Origin of the sequence: Kribbella sp. NPDC026611, assembly GCF_040638345.1 — a bacterium.
In the GTDB taxonomy this organism is placed as follows: Bacteria; Actinomycetota; Actinomycetes; order Propionibacteriales; family Kribbellaceae; genus Kribbella.
Map to the genome: position 1 here is coordinate 721,703 of NZ_JBEZYC010000001.1, position 20,462 is coordinate 742,164.

At 69.3% G+C, this 20,462-nt stretch carries 25 protein-coding genes; 17 read left to right on the top strand and 8 right to left on the bottom strand.

The genetic code is table 11. The features are described from left to right. The first annotated feature begins 9 nt into the window (after positions 1–9). The 6 genes from rpmJ to rplQ all read left to right on the top strand — a co-directional run bounded on the left by rpmJ (position 10) and on the right by rplQ (position 3,479). A complete protein-coding gene (gene rpmJ, locus AB0E69_RS03670) occupies positions 10–123 on the top strand; it encodes a 50S ribosomal protein L36 (RefSeq protein ID WP_008361054.1) in 114 nt (37 codons plus the stop codon). A 181-nt stretch (positions 124–304) separates the two neighbouring features. Further along, positions 305–676 carry a 30S ribosomal protein S13 gene (gene rpsM / locus AB0E69_RS03675; RefSeq protein ID WP_184840609.1) on the top strand — a complete coding sequence of 124 codons (372 nt, stop codon included), beginning with the start codon at positions 305–307 and terminating at the stop codon, positions 674–676. 35 nt (positions 677–711) lie between these two features. After that, on the top strand, positions 712–1,119 hold the full coding sequence (gene rpsK / locus AB0E69_RS03680; protein ID WP_131286332.1) for a 30S ribosomal protein S11: 408 nt from the start codon (positions 712–714) through the stop codon (positions 1,117–1,119). Between the two features lie 26 nt (positions 1,120–1,145). After that, positions 1,146–1,754, top strand: coding sequence for a 30S ribosomal protein S4 (gene rpsD, locus AB0E69_RS03685; RefSeq protein ID WP_360138925.1), 609 nt, complete (start codon positions 1,146–1,148; stop codon positions 1,752–1,754). A 104-nt stretch (positions 1,755–1,858) separates the two neighbouring features. Continuing rightward, positions 1,859–2,884, top strand: coding sequence for a DNA-directed RNA polymerase subunit alpha (locus tag AB0E69_RS03690; RefSeq protein WP_360138928.1), 1,026 nt, complete (start codon positions 1,859–1,861; stop codon positions 2,882–2,884). Positions 2,885–2,951: 67 nt separating this feature from the next. After that, complete coding sequence (rplQ, locus tag AB0E69_RS03695) at positions 2,952–3,479, top strand: 50S ribosomal protein L17 (RefSeq protein ID WP_360138931.1); 528 nt, start codon at positions 2,952–2,954, stop codon at positions 3,477–3,479. 52 nt (positions 3,480–3,531) lie between these two features. On the opposite strand, the gene AB0E69_RS03700 is transcribed toward rplQ, so the two are convergent. Continuing rightward, on the bottom strand, positions 3,532–4,278 hold the full coding sequence (locus tag AB0E69_RS03700) for a hypothetical protein (RefSeq protein WP_360138934.1): 747 nt from the start codon (positions 4,276–4,278) through the stop codon (positions 3,532–3,534). A 98-nt stretch (positions 4,279–4,376) separates the two neighbouring features. Between AB0E69_RS03700 and truA the strand changes: the two genes are divergently transcribed. From truA to AB0E69_RS03730, 6 genes are all read left to right on the top strand, one after another. After that, the gene (gene truA / locus AB0E69_RS03705) at positions 4,377–5,189 is read left to right on the top strand and encodes a tRNA pseudouridine(38-40) synthase TruA (RefSeq protein WP_360138936.1); all 813 of its coding nucleotides are present in this window, start codon (positions 4,377–4,379) and stop codon (positions 5,187–5,189) included. Continuing rightward, on the top strand, positions 5,182–5,775 hold the full coding sequence (locus AB0E69_RS03710; RefSeq protein ID WP_360138939.1) for a methyltransferase: 594 nt from the start codon (positions 5,182–5,184) through the stop codon (positions 5,773–5,775). Before truA ends, AB0E69_RS03710 begins: the two co-directional genes overlap by 8 nt. Further along, the gene (locus AB0E69_RS03715; protein WP_360138942.1) at positions 5,772–6,041 is read left to right on the top strand and encodes a hypothetical protein; all 270 of its coding nucleotides are present in this window, start codon (positions 5,772–5,774) and stop codon (positions 6,039–6,041) included. The genes AB0E69_RS03710 and AB0E69_RS03715 overlap by 4 nt, the downstream gene beginning before the upstream one ends. After that, positions 6,038–7,348, top strand: a complete 1,311-nt coding sequence (locus tag AB0E69_RS03720) for a zeta toxin family protein (RefSeq protein WP_360138945.1) — start codon at positions 6,038–6,040, stop codon at positions 7,346–7,348. Before AB0E69_RS03715 ends, AB0E69_RS03720 begins: the two co-directional genes overlap by 4 nt. 93 nt (positions 7,349–7,441) lie before the next feature. Further along, the gene (locus AB0E69_RS03725) at positions 7,442–7,972 is read left to right on the top strand and encodes a SigE family RNA polymerase sigma factor (RefSeq protein ID WP_360138948.1); all 531 of its coding nucleotides are present in this window, start codon (positions 7,442–7,444) and stop codon (positions 7,970–7,972) included. Continuing rightward, positions 7,965–8,717 (top strand): hypothetical protein, encoded by a 753-nt coding sequence (locus tag AB0E69_RS03730; RefSeq protein ID WP_360138951.1) that lies wholly within the window; start codon positions 7,965–7,967, stop codon positions 8,715–8,717. Before AB0E69_RS03725 ends, AB0E69_RS03730 begins: the two co-directional genes overlap by 8 nt. Here the strand turns inward: AB0E69_RS03730 and AB0E69_RS03735 are convergent, their stop codons facing one another. Further along, on the bottom strand, positions 8,718–8,912 hold the full coding sequence (locus tag AB0E69_RS03735; RefSeq protein WP_360138954.1) for a hypothetical protein: 195 nt from the start codon (positions 8,910–8,912) through the stop codon (positions 8,718–8,720). 103 nt (positions 8,913–9,015) lie between these two features. Here AB0E69_RS03735 and AB0E69_RS03740 point away from each other — a divergent pair, with 103 nt between their 5' ends. Next, positions 9,016–10,698 carry an ATP-binding cassette domain-containing protein gene (locus tag AB0E69_RS03740; protein WP_360138957.1) on the top strand — a complete coding sequence of 561 codons (1,683 nt, stop codon included), beginning with the start codon at positions 9,016–9,018 and terminating at the stop codon, positions 10,696–10,698. Here the strand turns inward: AB0E69_RS03740 and AB0E69_RS03745 are convergent. Both AB0E69_RS03745 and AB0E69_RS03750 read right to left on the bottom strand, forming a co-directional pair. Beyond that, complete coding sequence (locus tag AB0E69_RS03745; protein ID WP_360138960.1) at positions 10,695–11,666, bottom strand: hypothetical protein; 972 nt, start codon at positions 11,664–11,666, stop codon at positions 10,695–10,697. The genes AB0E69_RS03740 and AB0E69_RS03745 overlap by 4 nt on opposite strands. Continuing rightward, positions 11,663–12,211, bottom strand: coding sequence for a helix-turn-helix domain-containing protein (locus AB0E69_RS03750; protein ID WP_360138963.1), 549 nt, complete (start codon positions 12,209–12,211; stop codon positions 11,663–11,665). The genes AB0E69_RS03745 and AB0E69_RS03750 overlap by 4 nt, the downstream gene beginning before the upstream one ends. A 120-nt stretch (positions 12,212–12,331) precedes the next feature. Between AB0E69_RS03750 and AB0E69_RS03755 the strand changes: the two genes are divergently transcribed. Further along, a complete protein-coding gene (locus AB0E69_RS03755; protein ID WP_360138966.1) occupies positions 12,332–12,751 on the top strand; it encodes a nuclear transport factor 2 family protein in 420 nt (139 codons plus the stop codon). Positions 12,752–12,835: 84 nt separating this feature from the next. Here the strand turns inward: AB0E69_RS03755 and AB0E69_RS03760 are convergent, their stop codons facing one another. The 3 genes from AB0E69_RS03760 to AB0E69_RS03770 all read right to left on the bottom strand — a co-directional run bounded on the left by AB0E69_RS03760 (position 12,836) and on the right by AB0E69_RS03770 (position 16,353). After that, entirely contained in the window at positions 12,836–13,930 is a 1,095-nt protein-coding gene (locus AB0E69_RS03760) for a hypothetical protein (protein WP_360138969.1), read from the bottom strand. A gap of 61 nt (positions 13,931–13,991) precedes the next feature. Beyond that, a complete protein-coding gene (locus tag AB0E69_RS03765) occupies positions 13,992–14,789 on the bottom strand; it encodes an SDR family NAD(P)-dependent oxidoreductase (protein ID WP_360138972.1) in 798 nt (265 codons plus the stop codon). 277 nt (positions 14,790–15,066) lie between these two features. Continuing rightward, positions 15,067–16,353, bottom strand: coding sequence for a citrate synthase (locus AB0E69_RS03770; RefSeq protein ID WP_360138975.1), 1,287 nt, complete (start codon positions 16,351–16,353; stop codon positions 15,067–15,069). A gap of 286 nt (positions 16,354–16,639) precedes the next feature. Between AB0E69_RS03770 and rplM the strand changes: the two genes are divergently transcribed. From rplM to glmM, 3 genes are read left to right on the top strand one after another with little or no spacing between them, the layout of a single operon-like run. Then, positions 16,640–17,083: a 50S ribosomal protein L13 gene (rplM, locus tag AB0E69_RS03775; RefSeq protein WP_130441431.1), complete on the top strand. Its 444-nt coding sequence runs from the start codon at positions 16,640–16,642 to the stop codon at positions 17,081–17,083. A gap of 35 nt (positions 17,084–17,118) precedes the next feature. Continuing rightward, positions 17,119–17,640 (top strand): 30S ribosomal protein S9, encoded by a 522-nt coding sequence (rpsI, locus tag AB0E69_RS03780; RefSeq protein ID WP_137258674.1) that lies wholly within the window; start codon positions 17,119–17,121, stop codon positions 17,638–17,640. A gap of 7 nt (positions 17,641–17,647) precedes the next feature. Next, positions 17,648–18,994: a phosphoglucosamine mutase gene (glmM, locus tag AB0E69_RS03785; RefSeq protein WP_360138979.1), complete on the top strand. Its 1,347-nt coding sequence runs from the start codon at positions 17,648–17,650 to the stop codon at positions 18,992–18,994. Here glmM and AB0E69_RS03790 read toward each other — a convergent pair. Beyond that, a complete protein-coding gene (locus AB0E69_RS03790; RefSeq protein ID WP_360138982.1) occupies positions 18,991–20,448 on the bottom strand; it encodes a ketol-acid reductoisomerase in 1,458 nt (485 codons plus the stop codon). The two genes, glmM and AB0E69_RS03790, sit on opposite strands and share 4 nt — an antisense overlap. Positions 20,449–20,462 lie beyond the last annotated feature (14 nt).

Genomic DNA, 20,462 nt, shown 5'->3' on the forward strand with positions numbered 1-20,462 from the left:
AGTAGCTCGATGAAGGTCAACCCGAGCGTCAAGAAGATCTGCGACAAGTGCAAGGTGATCCGCCGGCACGGCCGGGTCATGGTGATCTGCGAGAACCCGCGGCACAAGCAGCGGCAGGGCTGACAAAGCCCCGAGCAGTACACGGCACTTTCGCACCACACAGCGCGCATGCTCATCCAGAAACAGTGGATGTTGCCCCCGGAACAGAGGCCGGGGCCCTGCCGGTGAATCGCAACAGAGACACCGAGGCGGGCGGGGACGCAGCGCGCCACCACACCTCTGCCGACGAAAGGAACACCGCCACATGGCACGCCTCGTAGGAGTGGACCTGCCGCGCGACAAGCGCATCGAGGTCGCTCTGACGTACATCTTCGGTGTGGGCCGCACGCGCGCCCACGAGACGCTGAAGAACACCGGGGTCTCCCCGGACAAGCGCGTCCACGAGCTGGGCGACGACGAGCTGGTCAAGCTCCGGGACTGGATCGAAGGCAACTACAAGATCGAAGGTGACCTCCGGCGTGAGGTGACCGCGGACATCCGCCGCAAGATCGAGATCGGGTCGTACCAGGGTCGCCGGCACCGCAGCGGACTGCCGGTGCGCGGTCAGCGCACCCGCACCAACGCCCGCAGCCGTAAGGGTCGTCGTAAGGCGATCGCCGGCAAGAAGAAGAAGTGACCCGGATGACCGTCGACCCCAGGAGCAACTGACCTATGCCTCCCAAGAGCCGCACCGCGGCCGGCGCGAAGAAGGTGCGCCGCAAGGAGAAGAAGAACGTGGCCGCCGGCCACGCGCACATCAAGAGCACGTTCAACAACACGATCGTGACGATCACCGACCCGACCGGCGCGGTCATCTCGTGGGCTTCCGCGGGGACCGTCGGCTTCAAGGGTTCGCGCAAGTCGACCCCGTTCGCCGCGCAGATGGCCGCCGAGGCCGCCGGACGCCGGGCGATGGAGCACGGCATGCGCAAGATCGACGTGTTCGTCAAGGGTCCCGGCTCCGGCCGCGAGACCGCGATCCGTTCGCTGGGTGCCGTCGGCCTCGAGGTCGGCACCATCCAGGACGTCACCCCAGTCGCCCACAACGGATGCCGCCCGCCGAAGCGGCGCCGGGTCTGACCCCAGAGAGAGGAAGGTAGCGAACCATGGCCCGTTACACCGGACCTATGACCAAGAAGTCGCGCCGTCTCGGGGTTGACCTCGTCGGTGGCGACAAGGCGTTCGAGCGTCGTCCGTACCCGCCGGGTATGCACGGCCGCGGCCGCCCGAAGGAGAGCGAGTACCTGCTCCAGCTCCGCGAGAAGCAGAAGGCCCGCTTCTCGTACGGCGTCCTGGAGAAGCAGTTCCGCCGGTACTACGAGGAGGCCTCGCGGCGCTCCGGCAAGACCGGTGACAACCTGCTGCAGATCCTCGAGTCCCGGTTGGACAACGTGGTCTACCGCTCCGGCCTGGCCCGGACCCGGCGGCAGGCCCGTCAGCTCGTCGTGCACGGTCACTTCACCGTGAACGGCGTCAAGGTGAACATCCCGTCGTACCGCGTGGCCGCCCACGACATCATCGATGTCAAGGCGAAGTCGGTCGAGACGACGCCGTTCATCATCGCCCGGGAGACGCACGCCGAGCGTGTGGTCCCGGCGTGGCTCGAGGTGATGCCGGAGCGGTTGCGGATCCTCGTCCACGGGCTGCCCACCCGGCAGCAGATCGACACCCAGGTCGCCGAGCACCTGATCGTCGAGCTCTACTCGAAGAACTGACCGCGTGCCGGCCGGTGGCCCCTGGGCTGCCGGCCGGTCCGGTGCGTTCTTCACCCCTCGCGACCTCAAATAGTGGTCGTCGCGAACGAAAGAAGGAACACACAGTGCTGATCGCACAGCGCCCCACCCTGACCGAAGAGGTCGTCGACGAGTACCGCTCGCGGTTCGTGATCGAGCCGCTGGAGCCGGGCTTCGGTTACACCCTCGGCAACTCGATCCGCCGGACCCTGCTGTCCTCCATCCCCGGTGCAGCCGTCACCAGCATCAAGATCGACGGTGTCCTGCACGAGTTCTCGACCGTTGCCGGGGTCAAGGAAGACGCCACCCAGCTGATCCTGAACCTGAAGGACCTGGTCGTCTCCTCCGAGCACGACGAGCCGGTCACCATGTACCTGCGCAAGCAGGGCCCCGGTGACGTCACCGCCGCGGACATCGCGCCGCCGGCCGGTGTCGAGGTGCACAACCCGGACCTGAAGATCGCCACCCTGAACGAGAAGGGCCGGCTCGAGATGGAGCTGGTCGTCGAGCGTGGCCGTGGCTACGTCTCCTCGGTGCAGAACAAGTCGGCGGACGCCGAGATCGGCCGGATGCCGGTCGACTCGATCTACTCGCCGGTTCTCAAGGTGACCTACAAGGTCGAGGCCACCCGTGTCGAGCAGCGCACCGACTTCGACCGCCTGGTGGTCGACGTCGAGACCAAGCCGTCGATGCTGCCCCGCGACGCGGTCGCGTCGGCCGGTAAGACCCTGGTCGAGCTGTTCGGCCTGGCCCGCGAGCTGAACGTCGAGGCCGAGGGCATCGACATCGGCCCGTCGCCGGTGGACGAGCAGATGGCGGCCGACCTGGCCCTGCCGGTCGAGGACCTGCAGCTGACGGTCCGGTCGTACAACTGCCTCAAGCGTGAGGGCATCCACACCGTGGGTGAGCTGATCTCGCGCAGCGAGCAGGACCTGCTGGACATCCGCAACTTCGGTTCCAAGTCCATCGACGAGGTCAAGCTGAAGCTGGCCGAGATGGGCCTGTCGCTGAAGGACTCGCCCCCCGGGTTCGACCTGCGCGCCGCGTCCGGTGCCTACGGCAACGAGGCGGACGACGAGGACGAGAGCTTCGCCGAGACCGAGCAGTACTGAGCGTACCTGCGGCCCGTCGGGCCCAATCCCAACGGCTCGACGAGCCTAGATTCCTGGAGTTATTGAGATGCCTACCCCCACCAAGGGTGCCCGGCTTGGCGGCAGCCCGGCGCACGAGAAGCTGATCCTCAGCAACCTCGCGACGTCGCTGTTCGAGCACGGCGCCATCACCACCACCGTGGCCAAGGCCAAGCGCCTGCAGCCGCTGGCGGAGCAGATGATCACCAAGGCGAAGCGTGGTGACCTGAACTCGCGCCGTCAGGTGATGAAGCGGATCAAGGACAAGAGCGTCGTGCACGTGCTCTTCACCGAGATCGGCGAGCGGTACGCCGACCGTCCGGGTGGCTACACCCGGATCACCAAGCTCGGCCCGCGCAAGGGCGACAACGCCCCGATGGCGAAGATCGAGCTCGTCGAGGCGCTGGCCGACTCCCCGAAGGCCAAGAAGACCGCCAAGAAGGCCCCGGCCAAGAAGGCGGCGGCCCCGAAGGACGAGGCTCCGAAGGACGAGGAGCCGAAGGTCGACGAGACCCCGGCCGACGACGTCCAGGACGTCGTCACCGAGGACACGAAGACCGACGACAAGGACGCATAAGTACGTCGTAGACGAGGCCCCCGCACCGAACGGTGTGGGGGCCTCGTGCGTTTCAGCGCCCGGCCGAGGGCGGCGACTGCTTGCGGGACGACGCTGTCGATGTCTGCGCACCGTAGGCCCGCTCGCCGCGGTCGCCCCGGTCGGTCTGGAACGCGGCCGGAGCGGAGCCACCCTGATCGGCGACGGGTTGGTCGATCGGCGGCTGCTCGACACCGGGCACCAGCACCAGACCGTCGTCGCCCTGCGCCACGGTGAACTCGAGGTCGTCGCCCTCACGGTGACGCACGACGGTGGCTGCCTCGCCGGACCGGAACGGCGCACCCGCGACCTCGGCGGAGATCCCGCCGGCGAAGTCGGCCTGCCAGCGTTCCACGCCGGTGTTGTCGACGCCGTGGTACGAGAAGACGCCGTTGTCCTGTGTGACCACCCGGTCGCCTGAGCGGAGCTGGAACGGCTCGGCACCGCTGAGATCGAGTGGCTCCGGCTCCGGCGCCAACGGCTCGACCCGGAGCTCGCCGGACTCGTCGCGCCTCAGACCGAACTCCTCGGCCTCTCCGCCCTCGACGTCGCGCTCCAGGACGACCTGCCGGTCGGACGGCACCTGGTCGAACGGGTCCGCGCCGTTGGCGTTCACCCAGAGCCACACGATGCCGTCATCGGTGTCGAATCCGGCCCGCTGCTGCCAGGTGCCCGGCTTGTCCGGGTCCCGCCCGAACTGCCAGTACTCCGCGTCCTTCCGGATCTCGATCAGGTCGCCTGGGCGCGGAACGTACGTCTCGGGTTCGCCTGCTGGGGCCATCCTGAACTCCTCTTTCCCTCACGTTCCCCCGGCGGTCGTCAACCGTCCTCACCGTAGTCACGTGGGGGTGCACGGCTGTCCCTGCGTTAGATTGCCGTGTGCGTTGGCGGATCGACCTTGGGTATGACGGGACGGCTTTTCACGGGTGGGCCCGGCAGGAGGGTCTGCGGACCGTGCAGGGGTCGCTCGAGGAGGCCATTCGGGTCGTACTGCGGCTGCCGGAGCCGTTGACCGTGACGTGTGCCGGCCGGACCGATACCGGCGTACACGCTCGCGGTCAGGTCGCCCATGTGGACGTGGAAGGCGCTGTGGACCCGCTCAGGCTCCTCAGAGGGCTGAACGGCGTCCTGCCCGAGGATGTGGCTGTCACGGCCGTCACGGCGGCTCCAGAGGGCTTTGACGCCCGGTTCTCTGCGCTGGCCCGCCGGTACGTGTACCGGCTCTGCGACGACCCAGCCGGCTGGGACCCGCTGACCCGCGGCCACGTCCTGCGCGTCGGTCGGCCGATGGACGTGGACCGGATGAACGCGGCCGCGGAGGGTCTGCTCGGTGAGCACGACTTCGCGGCGTTCTGCAAGAAGCGGGAAGGCGCGAGCACTGTGCGGGCGCTGCTGGCGTTCTCGTGGGCACGGACCGGCGTAGGTCAGCTGGAGGGCACGGTGATCGCGGACGCCTTCTGCCACTCGATGGTGCGGGCTCTGGTGGGTTCGATGATCCCGGTGGGCGACGGACGACGGGCTGTGGACTGGCCGGCCGCCGTGCTGGCCGGCAAGGCGCGTGACTCGGCTGTGTCGGTGCTCCCGGCGCATGGGTTGACGCTGGAGGAAGTGCGCTACCCGGCGGACGACGAGCTTGCCGCGCGGGCGTTGCAGGCGCGGCAGGTCAGGGGAGAGGTGCATCAGCGTGGGTGACCACTTCTTCTCCGCGGAGCCGCAGTCGGCGGACGTACGGCGTACCGTCGAGGCGACGATCTGGGGACGGCCGTATGTCTTCACGACCGCGACCGGGGTGTTCTCGCGGGACCGTCTGGACATCGGTACGTCGGTCTTCCTGCGGACGGTCCAGCCGCCGCAGGGGTCCGGGACCTTCCTCGACCTCGGCTGCGGGTACGGGCCGATCGCCTGTGCGCTGGCGGTCGAGTCCGACGCCACGGTATGGGCGGTCGACGTCAACAACCGGGCGCTGGTGCTGACGCGAGAGAACGCCAAGGCCGCAGGGGTCGCGGACCGGGTCCGGGTCGCGCTGCCGGACGACGTACCGGACGACGTGGTCTTCGACGAGATCTGGTCGAACCCCGCGATCCACATCGGCAAGGAGGAGCTGCACAAGATGCTCCTGCGCTGGCTGGCTCGACTGGCTCCGGGCGGCGTGGCGTGGTTCGTCGTCGGCAAGAACCTCGGCGGCGACTCGCTCCAACGCTGGCTGACGGAGCAGGGCTACCCCTGCGAGCGGGTGGGCAGCGCGAAGGGGTTCCGAGTACTGCGAGCGCGGTCGTGAGCAGCGAGCCGAATCCGCGCTGGTCGTTCGACGAGGAGCGTGCGTACGAGGCCGCGCGGAACCGGATCGGCGCGGTGATCGCGGCGTACAGCGCACGCATCTGGGCCGCCGAACAGGCTGGTGCCGACGCCGAGGCCGACCGGCTCGCCGCCGAGTCCGCCGTGTACGAGGAGCTCCGGCGCGGACTGTCACCCGATGACGGTGGCGAGATCGCGCGGATCAACGCCGAGTTCCCGGCGCTGCTGGCACGGGTGCGGGCTGGATGAGCAGGCTCACACCGCAGCAGTTGGGCGACGTCTACCTACGGCGGATCCAGGGCGCCATCCTCCAGCACCGGCGGCCGCCGCCGTGGCGACAGCCCAAGGTCCTGTTCATCGTCGGGCAGCCCGGGGCGGGCAAGTCCACCATGCAGGCCGCGGCGATGCAGCACCTCGGCATGAAGAACGCGTACGTCCTCGACCACGACGAGCTGCTCGACAAGCATCCCAACTACGCGGGTGCGGCGCTGGACGACGACTACGCCGCTGCCGGTGAGTACGGGCAGGACGCGGCGCAGTGGAGGAGCTGGGCGCTGCACGACGTCCAGTCGCGGCGGATGGACGTGGTCCTGCCGTACCCGTACGCGGATCTCGCGCAGATGAAGCAGTTCCAGGAGCTGGGCTACCGGGTCGAGGTCGCGTTCGCGGCGGTGCATGAGTCGCAGAGCCAGCTCGGGATCATGGAGCGGTTCAACGACAGTCGGCAGGAGGCCGGGTACGGCCGGTGGATCGGCTCGGACCAGCACGATCACGTCTACCAGCACATGGTGGAGAGCGCCGACGCGATCGAGGCGCAGGGCGTGGCCGACGCCGTGCACGTGTACCGGCGGGGTGAGGCCGCGCCGGTGTTCACGAACGAGCGGAAGGGCGGGGAGTGGCAGCACCAGCCGGGGTCGACCCGGTGGGCGATCGAGACGGAGCGGAACCGGCCGTGGACCGACCGGGAGATCGGTCACTTCGTCCGCGGGTGGAACAAGCTCTCGGCGCAGATCGCGCGGCCGATGAAGGACCATTTCAAGGCGATGCCGCTGATGGCGACCGGCGAAGGCCAGCGGCTGCACCGCAGGCTGTACGAGCTGGCCGCAGCGAAGATCGGCCAGCACCAGCGGATGGCAGAGGCCCGGTCCGCCGCGGAAACCGCCAGAGCCCAGGCAGCCCGGATCCCACCGATGCCCCAGCACGCCCCACTGGTGATCCCACCCATGCCCCAGCACCCGCCGCAAGCGATCCCGCCCATGCCGCAGCATGCGCCGCAAGTGGTCCCGCCCATGCCACAGCACGCGCCGCAGGTGGTGCCGCCGATGCCGCAGCACCCGCCGGCGCCTACGCAGGCGCCGGGGCAGGGGCATGACTGGCAGGAGTTTGCGGTGCGGTTGCAGTCCGAGCAGGGGGCGGCCGGCAACATCTCGGCGCCGGCAACCGAGTCCCCCGCTCAGTCAGGCGATCAGGCCACTCCACCGGCGCACCGCTCGCAGCACGGTCCGGCGTCAGGTACGACACGGGACGGGCACAGTGGCGGCATGACCGGCCACTAGGTGTGGTCATGGCCCCGGGGTCGCGAGAACATGCCCCGGCAGCACTGCAACGGACGCGGGTCTTCCGCCGTCCTGAGAGGTATGGAGGCAGCCTTGGCGGCAGCGGAGGCACGGACCGATCGAGCACAACCGCTCGACTTCGAGGTGTGGGTCACCGAGAAGGCCGATGCCCTGCTGCGGTTCGCCTACGTCCTGACCGGGGACGCGGCCCTGGCCGAGGACGCCGTCCAGGACGCCCTGACGACGGCGTGCGCGCGCTGGGGCAAGGTGAGCGGCGCCGACGACCCAGAGGCGTACGTGAAACGGATGGTGGTGAACGCGCACATCTCCTGGTGGCGACGGTTCCGGCGGCGCGAGGCGCCGGTGCCCGACCCGGTGCGCACGGCTCGGGCTGTCCCCGACGGTGCGGCCGTCCGAGCCGAGGCGGAGGCCATCTGGGACCTGTGCGCGACGCTGCCGGACAAGCAGCGCGCAGCCGTCGTACTGCGGTTCTACGAGGAGCTGTCGTACGCCGAGATCGGTCAGCTGCTGCACTGCGCCGAAGCGACCGCCAGGTCACACGTACACCGAGCACTGGCTGCCCTGAAGACAACGCTGAGCACGGAAGGAGCCGAGGATGCCTGAGCACGACCCTGAGCAGGAGCTCGGCCCCAGGATCAGCTCCGCGCTGCAGAGCCAGGCCGACGCCCAGACCGGCCTGCAGAAGGGCGGCCTGGCCGGTGAGGCCCGCCGCCGGGTCCGGAAAAGGCGCCAGCTGCTCACGACGGCGGCGTCGGTGGTTCTGGTAGCAGGGGTTATCGGAGGCGTGTGGAACCTGAGCGGCGGCGGGGGGGCCGAGACCGCGTCCACCTCCAGCGGCGGAGCCGGCGACAGCAAGGCGCTCGCACCGCAGTCGACGGAAGGGATGACCAAGCCGAAGGCGGCCGAGATGTGCCCGTCCACCAGCCCGATCCTGCAGGAGGCCGGTCCGGGCGCCCTGTCGGCCGGGCTCGACGTGAACACCCCGGTGACCGGCATGCAGGCCTGCCGCTACAGCCGTACGGCGGGGCTGATCGGCCAGCAGCAGTTCGGTGCGGACCTGGCCCAGCAGGTGGTCAACGAGATCAAGGTGCTGCCGGAGCGGAACCCGGAGCTGCCCGTGTTCAAGTGCGCGCCACAGACCGCACAGCCGTCCGAGGCCATCGTGCTCCGGTTCACCACCGCGGCCGGACCGCGAGAGATCTGGGTCGAGTACGACGGCTGTCAGTGGGCCGGGTTCTACACCGGCACGCACACCTACGGTCTGTACGCCGCGCCCCTCAAGCTGTTCCTGGTCGGTACGGTCCGGCCGACAGGGGGCACGTACCTGAGCGCGTTGCAGGGCTGGTAGTCACTCGACCTCACGCGACGGGACGCGCTTGGTCCCGAGGTGCCGGATGTTGTCCGGCGCCTCGTCCGCGGCACTGCCGACCCCGGTCCCGTTGCGGTCTGTGTACACGCCGAGGAACGTTCGCAGCCGGGCGATCTCACCCGCGTCCGGTGGGCGCGCCCGTCCCATCCCGTCACCGCTCTGCTGCGAGTCCATCCGCGCCTTTCCTCACTCAGGTGCTCTGCTGATCATGTCCTGCCGGCGGGTCCAGGGGCTATATCCGTTCGCGTGCGTGGCTACGGGTTGTCAGACTGGACGAATGGGTCACGTGGAGGTCGCAGGGGTCGGGTACGAGCTGCCGGACGGGCGGGTGTTGCTGGACGACATCGGGTTCCGGGTCGGCGACGGTGCCAAGGTCGCGCTGGTCGGCGCGAACGGATCCGGCAAGACCACCCTGACCCGGATCATCGCCGGCGACCTGAAGCCGCACAGCGGCAGCGTTGCGCGGTCCGGTGGGCTCGGGGTGATGCGGCAGTTCGTCGGGTCCGTCCGGGACGAGTCGACCGTGCGGGATCTGCTGCTGTCCGTCGCGCCCGACGCCCTCCAGCAGGCCGCGGCGAAGCTGGACAAGGCCGAGCTGGCGATGATGGAGGCCGACGACGAGAAGACCCAGCTCCGGTACGCCCAGGCGATCGCGGACTGGGGCGAGGTCGGTGGGTACGACGCCGAGGTGCTCTGGGACGTCTGTACCACGGCAGCTCTCGGCATCCCGTACGAACGGTGCCGCTGGCGTGAGGTGAAGACGCTGTCCGGTGGTGAGCAGAAGCGCCTGGTGCTGGAGGCCCTGCTGCGCGGGCCGGACGAGGTGCTGATGCTGGACGAGCCGGACAACTACCTCGACGTACCGGGGAAGCGGTGGCTCGAGGAGCAGCTGCGCAGTACCGACAAGACCGTGCTGTACATCAGCCACGACCGGGAGCTGCTGGCCAACACCGCGACTCGGATCGTCACCGTGGAGCTTGGTGCCGCGGGCAACACCGCCTGGACGCACGGTGGTGGGTTCCGGACGTACCACGAGGCGCGGCGGGAGCGGTTCGAGCGGTTCGAGGAGCTGCGCAAGCGGTGGGACGAGGAGCACGCCAAGCTCCGCGAGCTGATGCTGATGTACAAGCAGAAGGCGGCGTACAACTCGGACATGGCGTCGCGGTACCGGGCCGCGCAGACCCGGCTGCGCAAGTTCGAGGAGGCGGGTCCGCCGCAGGCCATCCCGCGCGAGCAGAAGGTCAAGATGCGGCTGACCGGCGGCCGGACCGGCAAGCGGGCCGTGGTCTGCACCGGGCTCGAGCTGACCGGCCTGATGAAGCCGTTCGACCTCGAGGTCTGGTACGGCGAACGCGTCGCCGTGCTGGGCTCCAACGGGTCGGGCAAGTCGCACTTCCTCCGGCTGCTCGCCAACGGTGGCTCGGATCCGGACATCGAGCACCAGCCGGTGGGCGACGTACCGATCGCAGCGGTGGCCCACTCCGGAGCCGCGAAGCTCGGCGCTCGCGTGCGGCCGGGCTGGTTCGCGCAGACGCACGAGCACCCGGAGCTGGCCGGCAAGACGCTGCTGGAGATCCTGCACCGCGGCGACGACCACCGGGACGGTATGGGGCGCGAGCTGGCCTCGCGGAAGCTGGACAAGTACGAGCTGGCGTATGCGGCCGAGCAGACGTTCGACAGCCTGTCCGGTGGTCAGCAGGCGCGGTTCCAGATCCTGCTGCTCGAGCTGTCCGGTGCGACGCTGCTGCTGCTCGACGAGCCCACCGACAACCTCGACGTCGAGTCCGCCGAGGCGCTGGAGGAGGGCCTGGACTCCTTCGACGGCACGGTCCTTGCGGTCACCCACGACCGCTGGTTCGCCCGTGGCTTCGACCGCTACCTGGTGTTCGGCGCCGACGGCTCGGTCTACGAGTCCGACGAGCCGGTCTGGGACGAGGGCCGGGTAGAGCGCGCTCGCTAGGAGTTTGAGCACCAGCCCGCGCGGTACGCCGCCCAGTGCGCGTCTGTGGCAGTGAAGTCGACGTACAACGCCAGACCGAAGTTCTGCCGGTCCGAGGCGCCCAGACCCAAGCGGGCGCCCCGGACCGCTGCGGAGACGGTCTCTGCGTGACCCCAGTGGCTGGGGTTGCTCTCCCAGTACGCCGGGAGACCCATGAGGAGATCGGTGGCCGGGGGAGTGACCTCCAGTGCCAGTTTGGTCTGTTTGGCGACGTAACCGCCGTACAGGGACTCCAGCGGCATCGCTGTGTCGTAGGACATCACCGCGATCTGGTTGACCCGCTCGGCGACCTGCCGGAAGTAGTCCTGCGACCACCACTTGTCGATCGGGATCCGGTGCAGCTGCCACAGCGGGTCGATCTGCGCGGCCGCGACGGACAACGTGGTACCCAGCGCGCGGGTCTCGTCGAGGACGGCGAGGAAGCCCGGCGACCCGGACCGCACCGGCTCGAAGTCGTAGTGGATGCCCTGAAAACCCTGGCCCAGTACGGCGGACGCCGACGCGACGACCCGTTGGCGGACCGCGGCGTCGTCCAGGTCCATGCCCGGATCCTTGCCCGGCTGGACGACGTCGCCGAGCCAGGCCTGCACCCGTACGCCGGGAGCGGCCGCGTGCACCGCGTCGACGAACCAGCGCGCCTTGGGCGATACCTTTGCCAACGGCAACGATCCGTCGTGCTCGAGCGGACCGGTATGGACGTACAGGTCGCGGATCCCGGTGCCGTCGAGACGCTTGGCCAGCTCGGTCACGTCGGCCGCCGTCTTCCGGCCGTCGACCCAGGCGTGGCCCAGCCAGAGCGCGTCGTGGTTGCGCGTCCGGGCGGACGGTTCACCGGAGTACTGCACTCGCAGAGAGACGGCGTACGCCCCAAGCGGAGCGACCAGCAGGAGGAGGACGAGCGCGACGACCAGGACGACGCGACGTCTCACGAACGCGGCTTCAGTCCGTCGTAGATCAGGGCGAGCATCCGGTCCCGGACCTCCGGCTGGAGGTTGGTTGCGGTCGCGCCCCGGGAGGCACCGACCAGCAGCGCGTAGACCTCGGCCATCTGGGCGTCGGCCCGGACGGCCCCTGCCCGCTGAGCCGCCAGCAGCAGCCCCTCGATCGCCTCCCGCATCCCGCGACCGGCCTTCCGGGCGTCCTCGCCGATCGCCGCTCCCGCGGTCGTCAACGCCTCCGCGATCGCGAGCTTGGACGCCGAGTCGGCGACGACCGCGGTGAAGAACCGGTAGAACGCCGTCCCCGGGTCCGTGCTGTCCGCCGCCGCCAGGGCGTCCTCGCGGATCCGCTCCAGCCGCAGCGTGAGCACGGCCTCCAGCAGCTCGACCTTCGTCGGGAAGTGCCGGAACACGGTGGCGATCCCGACGCCGGCCAGCCGGGCCACGTCATCGGTCGACGCGCTCGGCGAGCGGCCGAACACCTCGTTCGCCGCGGCCATGATCCGGGCCCGGTTGTCCCGCGCGTCAGCTCGCACCTTGCACCCCTTCCTCGCCCTCAGCGTAGGAGACGCCGGAAAGCCCGTTCCGGTTGTAACCGAAGTTGATACTCCGTATATTCGGAGTCGATACTCCATTTAACCTGGTGAGGAACCCTGATGACTCCTGAAGAGGTCTTTCGTGCGCTCGTGCGCGGCGTCGCGGCCGGCGACTTCGAGGCGCTGCCCGACCTGTACGCCGAGCAGACCGACGTCCGGCACCCGATGCACCCGGCCGGCGGGCCACCGCTGCGCACCCGCGACGAGTTGCGCGAACACTTCTCGGTCGGCCCGAAGGTCAACGCGGTGGTGACGTTCGACGCGACCAACCTGGTCGTCCACCAGACCACGGACCCGGAGGTGATCGTCGCGGAGTTCGACTACGCCGGTACGTCGGAGGTCACCGGCGAGCCGTTCCGGGCCTCGAACATCTTCGTGATGCGGATCCGCGACGGCCAGATCGTCGAGTCCCGCGATTACATCGACCACCTGGCGATGGCGAAGGCCCGCGGACTGGTGGACCAACTCATCGGAACCTAGGCCGGATTGCCGGCGTCCTAGTCCGCAGAGGCGCCGAACGGCCCCGGACCGAGACGAAATGTCCGCCCGGGGCCGTTTCCAATGTCAATGGCGACCGTCGTATCCCTTCGGGGCGTGCGGGCGGACCTGCGGCGTACCGTCTTGACGCGAGCCGTCCTTTCGCGTGGTGGCGTGCATCAGCGCCTGCAGCTGGTCCACCGGGATGCCGAGGTCGGCGGCGGCGCGGTGTACGCGGTCGAGCTCCTCGCGGCGCTTGAGCCAGTTCACCATGGTTCCCTTGGCGTGGATGTTCAGCCGGAGCAGCGCGTTTCCGCCCACTTCCTTGCCACGCTCTCGGAGCGTGTGGGCGAACTGCACGCGCTGGGGCGGCGTACCGCGTGCCATGGTGCGTAGCTCGTCCGGGATCTCGGCGACCGCGGCGTAGTTGTTGTGCGCGATGACGGCCAGCTCCTGGCGCAGCTGGGCGCGCTCGCCGGGGCCGATCGCACCCTGCAGGTTGGCGTCGATCAGCCAATCGCCGATCTGGTTCCAGCGCTCGGCCGGATGGGTGCCGACGAGCTCGCGGTGGGTCACGTCCCGCGGCCGGCGGGCGGCCTTCGCGAGCTCGGTCACGAACTGGTGGGCGGCGGTGCGGGCGTGCGGCACCGCGTCGACCAGCCGGCTGGAGGTCAGCCGGGGAGTGTGCTGGTTGATTCCGAGCCTGGAGATGATCGCCTGGGTGTTGCGGTCGCCACCCTGCCGGTCCCAGGCCCAGTCCTGGCACAGACCGAGGGTCAACGTGTCGGACGCCTCGTCCTCGGCGTACACCTCCGACGGGTCGTACTTCGGGTCGTGACGGCTGGCCTCGACAGCGCCGTGCACCAGCCGGGTCATCGCCTGGTAGCCCTTGCGATTCTCGTCCCAGTCCAACCGGCCGGCCTGTGCGTCCAGTACGTGGCCGAGGATGTCGGCGCGCACGGTCAGGCTGTGGTCGTCGTTGACGGTGACCGTGTCCCAGTCGTGCAGCGGATCGTTCTCCCCGTTCCAGGCCCGCCCGGCCCGCTGGAACCGACTCGGCGCAGCGGCCTGGTAGACCACCCCGTTCCACCCGGTCTCCACCCGCAACCGATACGCCACGGCATGCACGATGTCGCGCACCAGCTGGTACCCGGGGTCCTCGGATTGGAGTCTACGATCCATACGCCTCACGCCCGGTCAGTCGCCGTCGAAGTGTGCAGAAGAGCCTAGCGGCGCAAGAGGTCTACTCGGTGAAGCCGTACTCCTCGGCGAGCGCGGACGTGCGGACGACCTGGCCCGTGTGGCGCTCGACCGCTGGGTCGGCAGCGAGAGCGGCAACGGCGCGGCCCACGAAGAGCGGCGACTCGGAGTGGGTGAGATCGATGTACTCCGCGGCGCGGAGGACCGACTCGGTCCGGACGAGGCCGGGGTACAACGACACCGCGGTCACGCCGTGGTCCCGTAGTTCGTTGGCCATGCAGGCGATCATGTGGTCGCTCGCCGCCTTCGCAGCGCCGTACGCGACGCCGGTGTCGACCTTCTCGGCGCCCTCCGAGGACACCGTGACGATCAGCCCGGAACCCTGGCTGACCATCGTCGGCACCGCCGCCACGCTGGTCAGGTAATGCGCCCGTACCCCTGCCTGGAACGCCGAGTCCCAGCGCTCGATCGGCTGGGTCCAGAACCCGGCCTCCGTCCAGAACGGCGTCCCGTCCCAGAAGTACTCGTAGCCGCCCCAAACGTTGTTCACCAGTACGTCGAGCCGCCCGGCCTCCTCGACCACCCGGCGGACGGCCGCCCGGGTTTGCTCGTCGTCCCGGTGATCACACCCGATCGCAACCCCGCGCCCACCCAGCGCGCTGACCTCAGCCGCCGTCTCCTGCACCGTCCCAGGCAACGGCGTAGGCGTCGCGCCACCCGTCTCCGTCCGCCCGGTCACATAAACAGTCGCTCCCTGCTCCCCCAGCCCAAGAGCAATCCCCTTCCCAACCCCCCGACTGGCACCGGTGACCAGCGCAACCTTCCCCACCAACGCTCCCATCCCCGGAACGTAACCCCACCCACCGACATTCAGGTGGGTGTGCCCCGCGGAAACACTCTCCGCCAACGGCCCAACCCCTCCCCGGTCCGCACCATCTCAGGGGTCAACCCCGGAGCTGGTGGGTTCGGCCACCTGATTCCAAGGGGTCAACCCACACACTGAGGGGTTGACCCCTGAGGTGGCGGGGAGGGGGAGGCGCGGGCGACGGGTGGTGGGAGGGGTGGGGAATGGGAAACGGCCCCTCCGACGGAGGGGCCGTTTCTGGGGGTACGACGGGTCAGCGGTCGCCCATGGGGACGTATTGGACGCCTCGTTCGCCGGTGTAGATCTGTTTGGGGCGGGCGATCTTCTGGTCGCCGTCGCCTAGCATCTCCAGCCACTGGGCCAGCCAGCCGGAGGTGCGGGGGATGGCGAACAGGACGGTGAACATCTCCGGCGGGAACTGCAGGGCCTCGTAGATCAGGCCGGAGTAGAAGTCGACGTTCGGGTACAGCTTCCGGGAGACGAAGTACTCGTCCTCGAGCGCGATCTTCTCCAGCTCGACGGCGATCTTCAGCAGCGGGTTGATCCCGGTCACCTCGAACACGTCGTCGGCGGCCTTCTTGATGATCTTGGCCCGCGGGTCGTAGTTCTTGTAGACCCGGTGGCCGAAGCCCATCAGCCGCTCTTCGCCGTTCTTCACGCCCTCGATGAACGACGGGACGTTCTCCACCCCGCCGATCCGGCGCAGCATCTTCAGCACCGCCTCGTTGGCGCCGCCGTGCAGCGGGCCGTAGAGCGCGCCGATCCCGCCGGCCACCGCGGTGTACGGGTCGACCTGGGTCGAGCCGATCGCCCGGACCGCGTTGGTCGACGCGTTCTGCTCGTGGTCGGCGTGCAGGATGAAGAGGATCTCGAGCGCCCGCACCAGCCGGTCGTCGGCGGCGTACTTCGGCTCGCTCATCTTGAACAGCATCGACAGGAAGTTGGCCGTGTAGCTCAGCTCGTTGTCCGGGTAGACGTACGGCTTGCCCTGCGCGTGCCGGAACGCGAACGCGCCGAGGGTCGGCATCTTCGCGATCAGCCGGCGGATCTGCAGCGCCCGGGACGACTCGTCGAAGATGTTCCGCGACTCCGGGTAGAACGTGGACAGGCCGCCGACCGAGGCGAGCAGCATGCCCATCGGGTGCGCGTCGTACCGGAAGCCCTGCATGAAGGTCTTCAGGTTCTCGTGCACGAACGTGTGAATCGTCACGTCGTGCACCCAGGCCTCGTACTCCGCCTTGTTCGGCAGCCTGCCGTTCACCAGCAGGTAGGCCACCTCCAGATAGGTGGACTGCTCGGCGAGCTGCTCGATCGGGTAACCGCGGTACTCCAGGATGCCCTTGTCGCCGTCGATGAAGGTGACGGACGAGCGGCAGGACGCCGTGTTCACGAAACCGGGGTCGTAGGTGGCGAGGCCACCGTCACCCTCGGTCGCGCTGATTTGCTTGAGGTCGGCGGCACGGATGGTGCCATCGGTGATGGCAAGGTCGAAGTCCTTGCCGGTCCGGTTGTCCCGGACGGTGAGCGACTGTTCGGTCACAATGCCCTCTTCGGAAGCTGGCGTCATCGCCTGGATGAATGAGGGTAAGTCAGCCGGCGGGACGCGGGTTCGGACTGCAATCTTCACCGCTAAACTAGTGCTGTCCTCAGCTCCATCCAAGCCGGGGTCCCCTCGGCGGGTTGGCTCACTTTGACCCGCGCGTGCCGACCCCGGTATTCTGGGCTGCTGTTGTGCGTTTCAGGTCCAGTACAGGCTGAGTCTTGTCGGCTGACCGCTCGCCGACGTCCAGTTCTAGTCAACCTCTGAGAAACGAAGGTCAACGACCGTGCGCACGTACAGCCCGAAGCCTGCTGACGTCACTCGTGAGTGGCACGTGATCGACGCCACCGACGTCACGCTCGGTCGGCTCGCCGTCCAGATCGCCACCCTGTTGCGCGGCAAGCACAAGCCGACGTTCGCCCCGCACGTGGACGGTGGGGACTTCGTCATCGTCGTCAACGCCTCCAAGGTGGCGCTGTCCGGCACCAAGCGGACCGACAAGCTGGCGTACCGCCACTCGGGTCATCCGGGTGGTCTGACCGCCACGCCGATCGGCGAGATCCTCGACAAGGACCCGCGCAAGGCCGTCGAGAAGGCCGTCTGGGGCATGCTGCCGAAGAACCGCCTGAGCCGGAAGCTGCTCACCAAGCTGAAGGTGTACGCCGGTCCGGAGCACCCGCACACGGCCCAGCAGCCGAAGCCGTTCGAGATCACCCAGATCGCCCAGTAAGCGATCGACGAACCAGGTAAACGAGGATTCACAGCGTGAGCGACATCACCACCGAGACCGAAGAGTTCGACCCCGAGGTCCCCATCGACAACGAGGGCCCGGTCGCCTACACCTCCGAGACGAACCCGGCTCCGGAGCAGCGCGCCGAGACGGGCCGGGTCGCGGTCATCAACCCGGCCGGCGCCACTGGTCGCCGCAAGGAGGCCGTCGCCCGCGTCCGGATCGTCCCGGGCACCGGCAAGTGGAAGATCAACGGGAAGGACCTCGACGTCTACTTCCCGAACAAGGTCCACCAGCAGCACGTGAACGAGCCGTTCGTCGTCGCGGGCCTGGAGGGCTCGTACGACGTGATCGCCCGGATCAACGGTGGCGGGATCACCGGCCAGGCCGGTGCGCTGCAGCTCGGGGTGGCCCGCTGCCTGAACGCCGCGGACCTCGAGGCCAACCGCCCGGGCCTGAAGAAGGCCGGCCTGCTCACCCGCGACGCGCGGATCAAGGAGCGCAAGAAGGCCGGTCTCAAGAAGGCCCGTAAGGCGCCTCAGTACAGCAAGCGCTGATCACCTGATGGGGCGTTTGTTCGGTACGGACGGAGTCCGTGGCCTGGCGAACGTGGACCTGACCGCGGAGCTGGCGCTCGACCTCTCGGTCGCGGCAGCTCACGTACTCGGCGAGGCCGGTGCCTTCGAAGGGCACCGGCCGCGCGCCGTTGTGGGCCGGGATCCGCGTGCCAGTGGAGAGTTCCTGGAAGCCGCCGTGGTGGCCGGTCTGGCCAGCGCCGGCGTCGATGTCGTCCGGCTCGGCGTGCTGCCGACCCCGGCCGTCGCGTACCTGACCGGCTCGACCGGCGCCGACCTCGGCGTGATGCTGTCCGCCAGCCACAACCCGATGCCGGACAACGGCATCAAGTTCCTGGCCCGCGGCGGGATCAAGCTCGACGACGTCATCGAGGACGCCATCGAGGCCCGGATGAACGAGGAGTGGCAGCGCCCGACCGGTGCCGCCGTCGGGCGGGTGCTCGACGACGGCCAGGGGTTCGAGACCTACGTCTCGCACCTGGTCCGGTCCGCGCCGAACCGTTTCGACGGCCTCAAGGTCGTGATCGACTGCGCCAACGGCGCCGCGTCCGGGACCGCGCCGGAGGCGCTGCGCCGGCTTGGTGCCGAGGTGATCACGTACGCCGCCGAGCCGGACGGGCTGAACATCAACCTGAACTGCGGCTCGACGCACATCGAGGGCCTGCAGCGCGAGGTGATCGGCCACCGCGCCGATGTCGGTATCGCGCTCGACGGCGACGCGGACCGCTGCCTGGCCGTGGACGCCAACGGCGAGCTCGTCGACGGCGACCAGATCCTCGCGGTGCTCGCGCTGGCGATGCGCGACAGCGGCCGGCTGTCGAACGACACCGTCGTCGCGACCGTGATGAGCAACCTGGGCTTCGTGCAGGCGATGGTCCGGGAGCGGATCGCGGTCGAGCAGACCAAGGTCGGCGACCGGTACGTGCTGGAGGCGATGAAGGCCGGCGGCCACAAGCTCGGCGGTGAGCAGTCCGGGCACGTGATCCTGTCCGACCACGCCACCACCGGCGACGGCACGCTGACCGCAGTCATGCTGCTCGCCCGGATCGCCCAGACCGGCAAGTCGCTGAGCGACCTGGCGGCCGCGATGACCCGCCTGCCGCAGGTCCTGGTCAACGTGAAGAACGTGGACAAGAACCGGGCCGGCACCGACCCGACGGTCCAGACCGCGGTTGCCGAAGCCACCAAGCGCCTCGGCGACACCGGCCGCGTCCTGCTCCGCCCCTCCGGCACCGAGCCGCTGGTCCGGGTCATGGTCGAGGCCGAGTCCTCCGACACCGCCAACGAGATCGCCCACTCCCTCGCCGACGTGGTCGCCGCTTCGCTGAAGCTCTAGGACACCGAGATGTCCACGGTTGGCCGCAGCATCGCCGCTGCGGCCAATGCCTCGTGGGCCGGGTTGTCGAGGAAGCCCTGCACCAGCGTCGGATCGGCTGGATCACCGGCGTGCGGTAGCGCGAGCTGCTCGTAGGCCGCCTGGAAGCGCGGGCCCCAGCGGCGGGTGCCGAGCCGGGCCGTCCGCGAGCAGTTGTCGACCATGTAGGCGACGTCCCGGGCATGCATGTAGGGCAGCAGCGAGTCCACGGCCTCGATCACCGACTCGTTGACGATCTCCGACCAGGCGTGGCCGCGCGCGGCGAACTCGTCGACCTGCGCCGTCATCGTCGCCACGAACAGCCCCGCGGTCAGCGGGTCGACGGCCACCGGCTCCGACGCCCGCAGCGCGTGTACCGCGGCGCTGTGCGACCACATCGGGCTGCCGCTGATCTCGGTCATCGGCCGGGTCGCGAGCCGCTGCTCGGCCAGGATCACGCTCCGCAGCTCGGTGCCCTCGGCAACCTCGTCGTAGATCTCGGCGACCAGGTCCCGGACCGGTCCGTACGCCGCGGAGTACGCGCGGTCGAACGCGTCCTCGGCGCCGGTGGCCGATCGGACCGCGGCCAGGCCGGAGGACGAGATCGTCCGTGCGATCGGGCCGGTGATCGTCTCGGTCGACCGCCGGTACGCGGTCACCGCGTCGTCTCCGGCGATCCGGAAATGCCGGTACAACGCCTCGACCTGGCCGTGCACCGCGCCGAGCAGGATCGCCCGCTCGCCGACGATGTCCGACAGGTACTCCGACCGCAGCGTGGTCGCGAACGTGTACGGCGACCCGAGCGCGATCGACCACGCCAGCGCCCGATCCGTCCCGTGCCTGTCCGGATCCGCGTGGACGGCGATACTCGCGTTGATTCCGGCCCCGTTGACGGACCGGCCCTGCTCGTAGAGCCGGCGTACCGAGTCGCCCATCCCCTTCGGGCAGACCGCGATCACCGGATGCGCGTCCGGGAAGTCCCTGCCGATCGTGCGCAGGTGGCCGAGCAGGAAGCCGTGCGACAGGCCGATGGTCGCGCCGGGTCGCAGGACCTCGAAGATCCGCTGGTGGTTCGCGGCGAGCGCGGCGTCGGCGATCAACAGGATGACCAGGTCGGCGGTGGCCGCCACCTCGAGCCAGTCGCCGAGCGTGCGGTCCTCCTCGGTGAAGCCGTGCCGGCGAGCGTCGGCCACCGAGGCGGATCCGGGGCGGAGGCCGACCGAGACGACCACGTCGGTGCCCGCCAGCGAGTCCCGGAGGTTCAGCGCCTGCGCGCGGCCCTGCGGACCCCATCCGAGGACGCCGATCCGCCGTACGCCGTGCAGCGCCTGCGGCAGCAGCGGGAAGAGGTCCCGGCCGCCGCGCACGACCGTCTCGGTCCCGCCCGGCACGGTCATGGTCTCGGTTCGGAAGACCGACGAGCTGATGCTGTTCATGCCTTCCAGTGAAG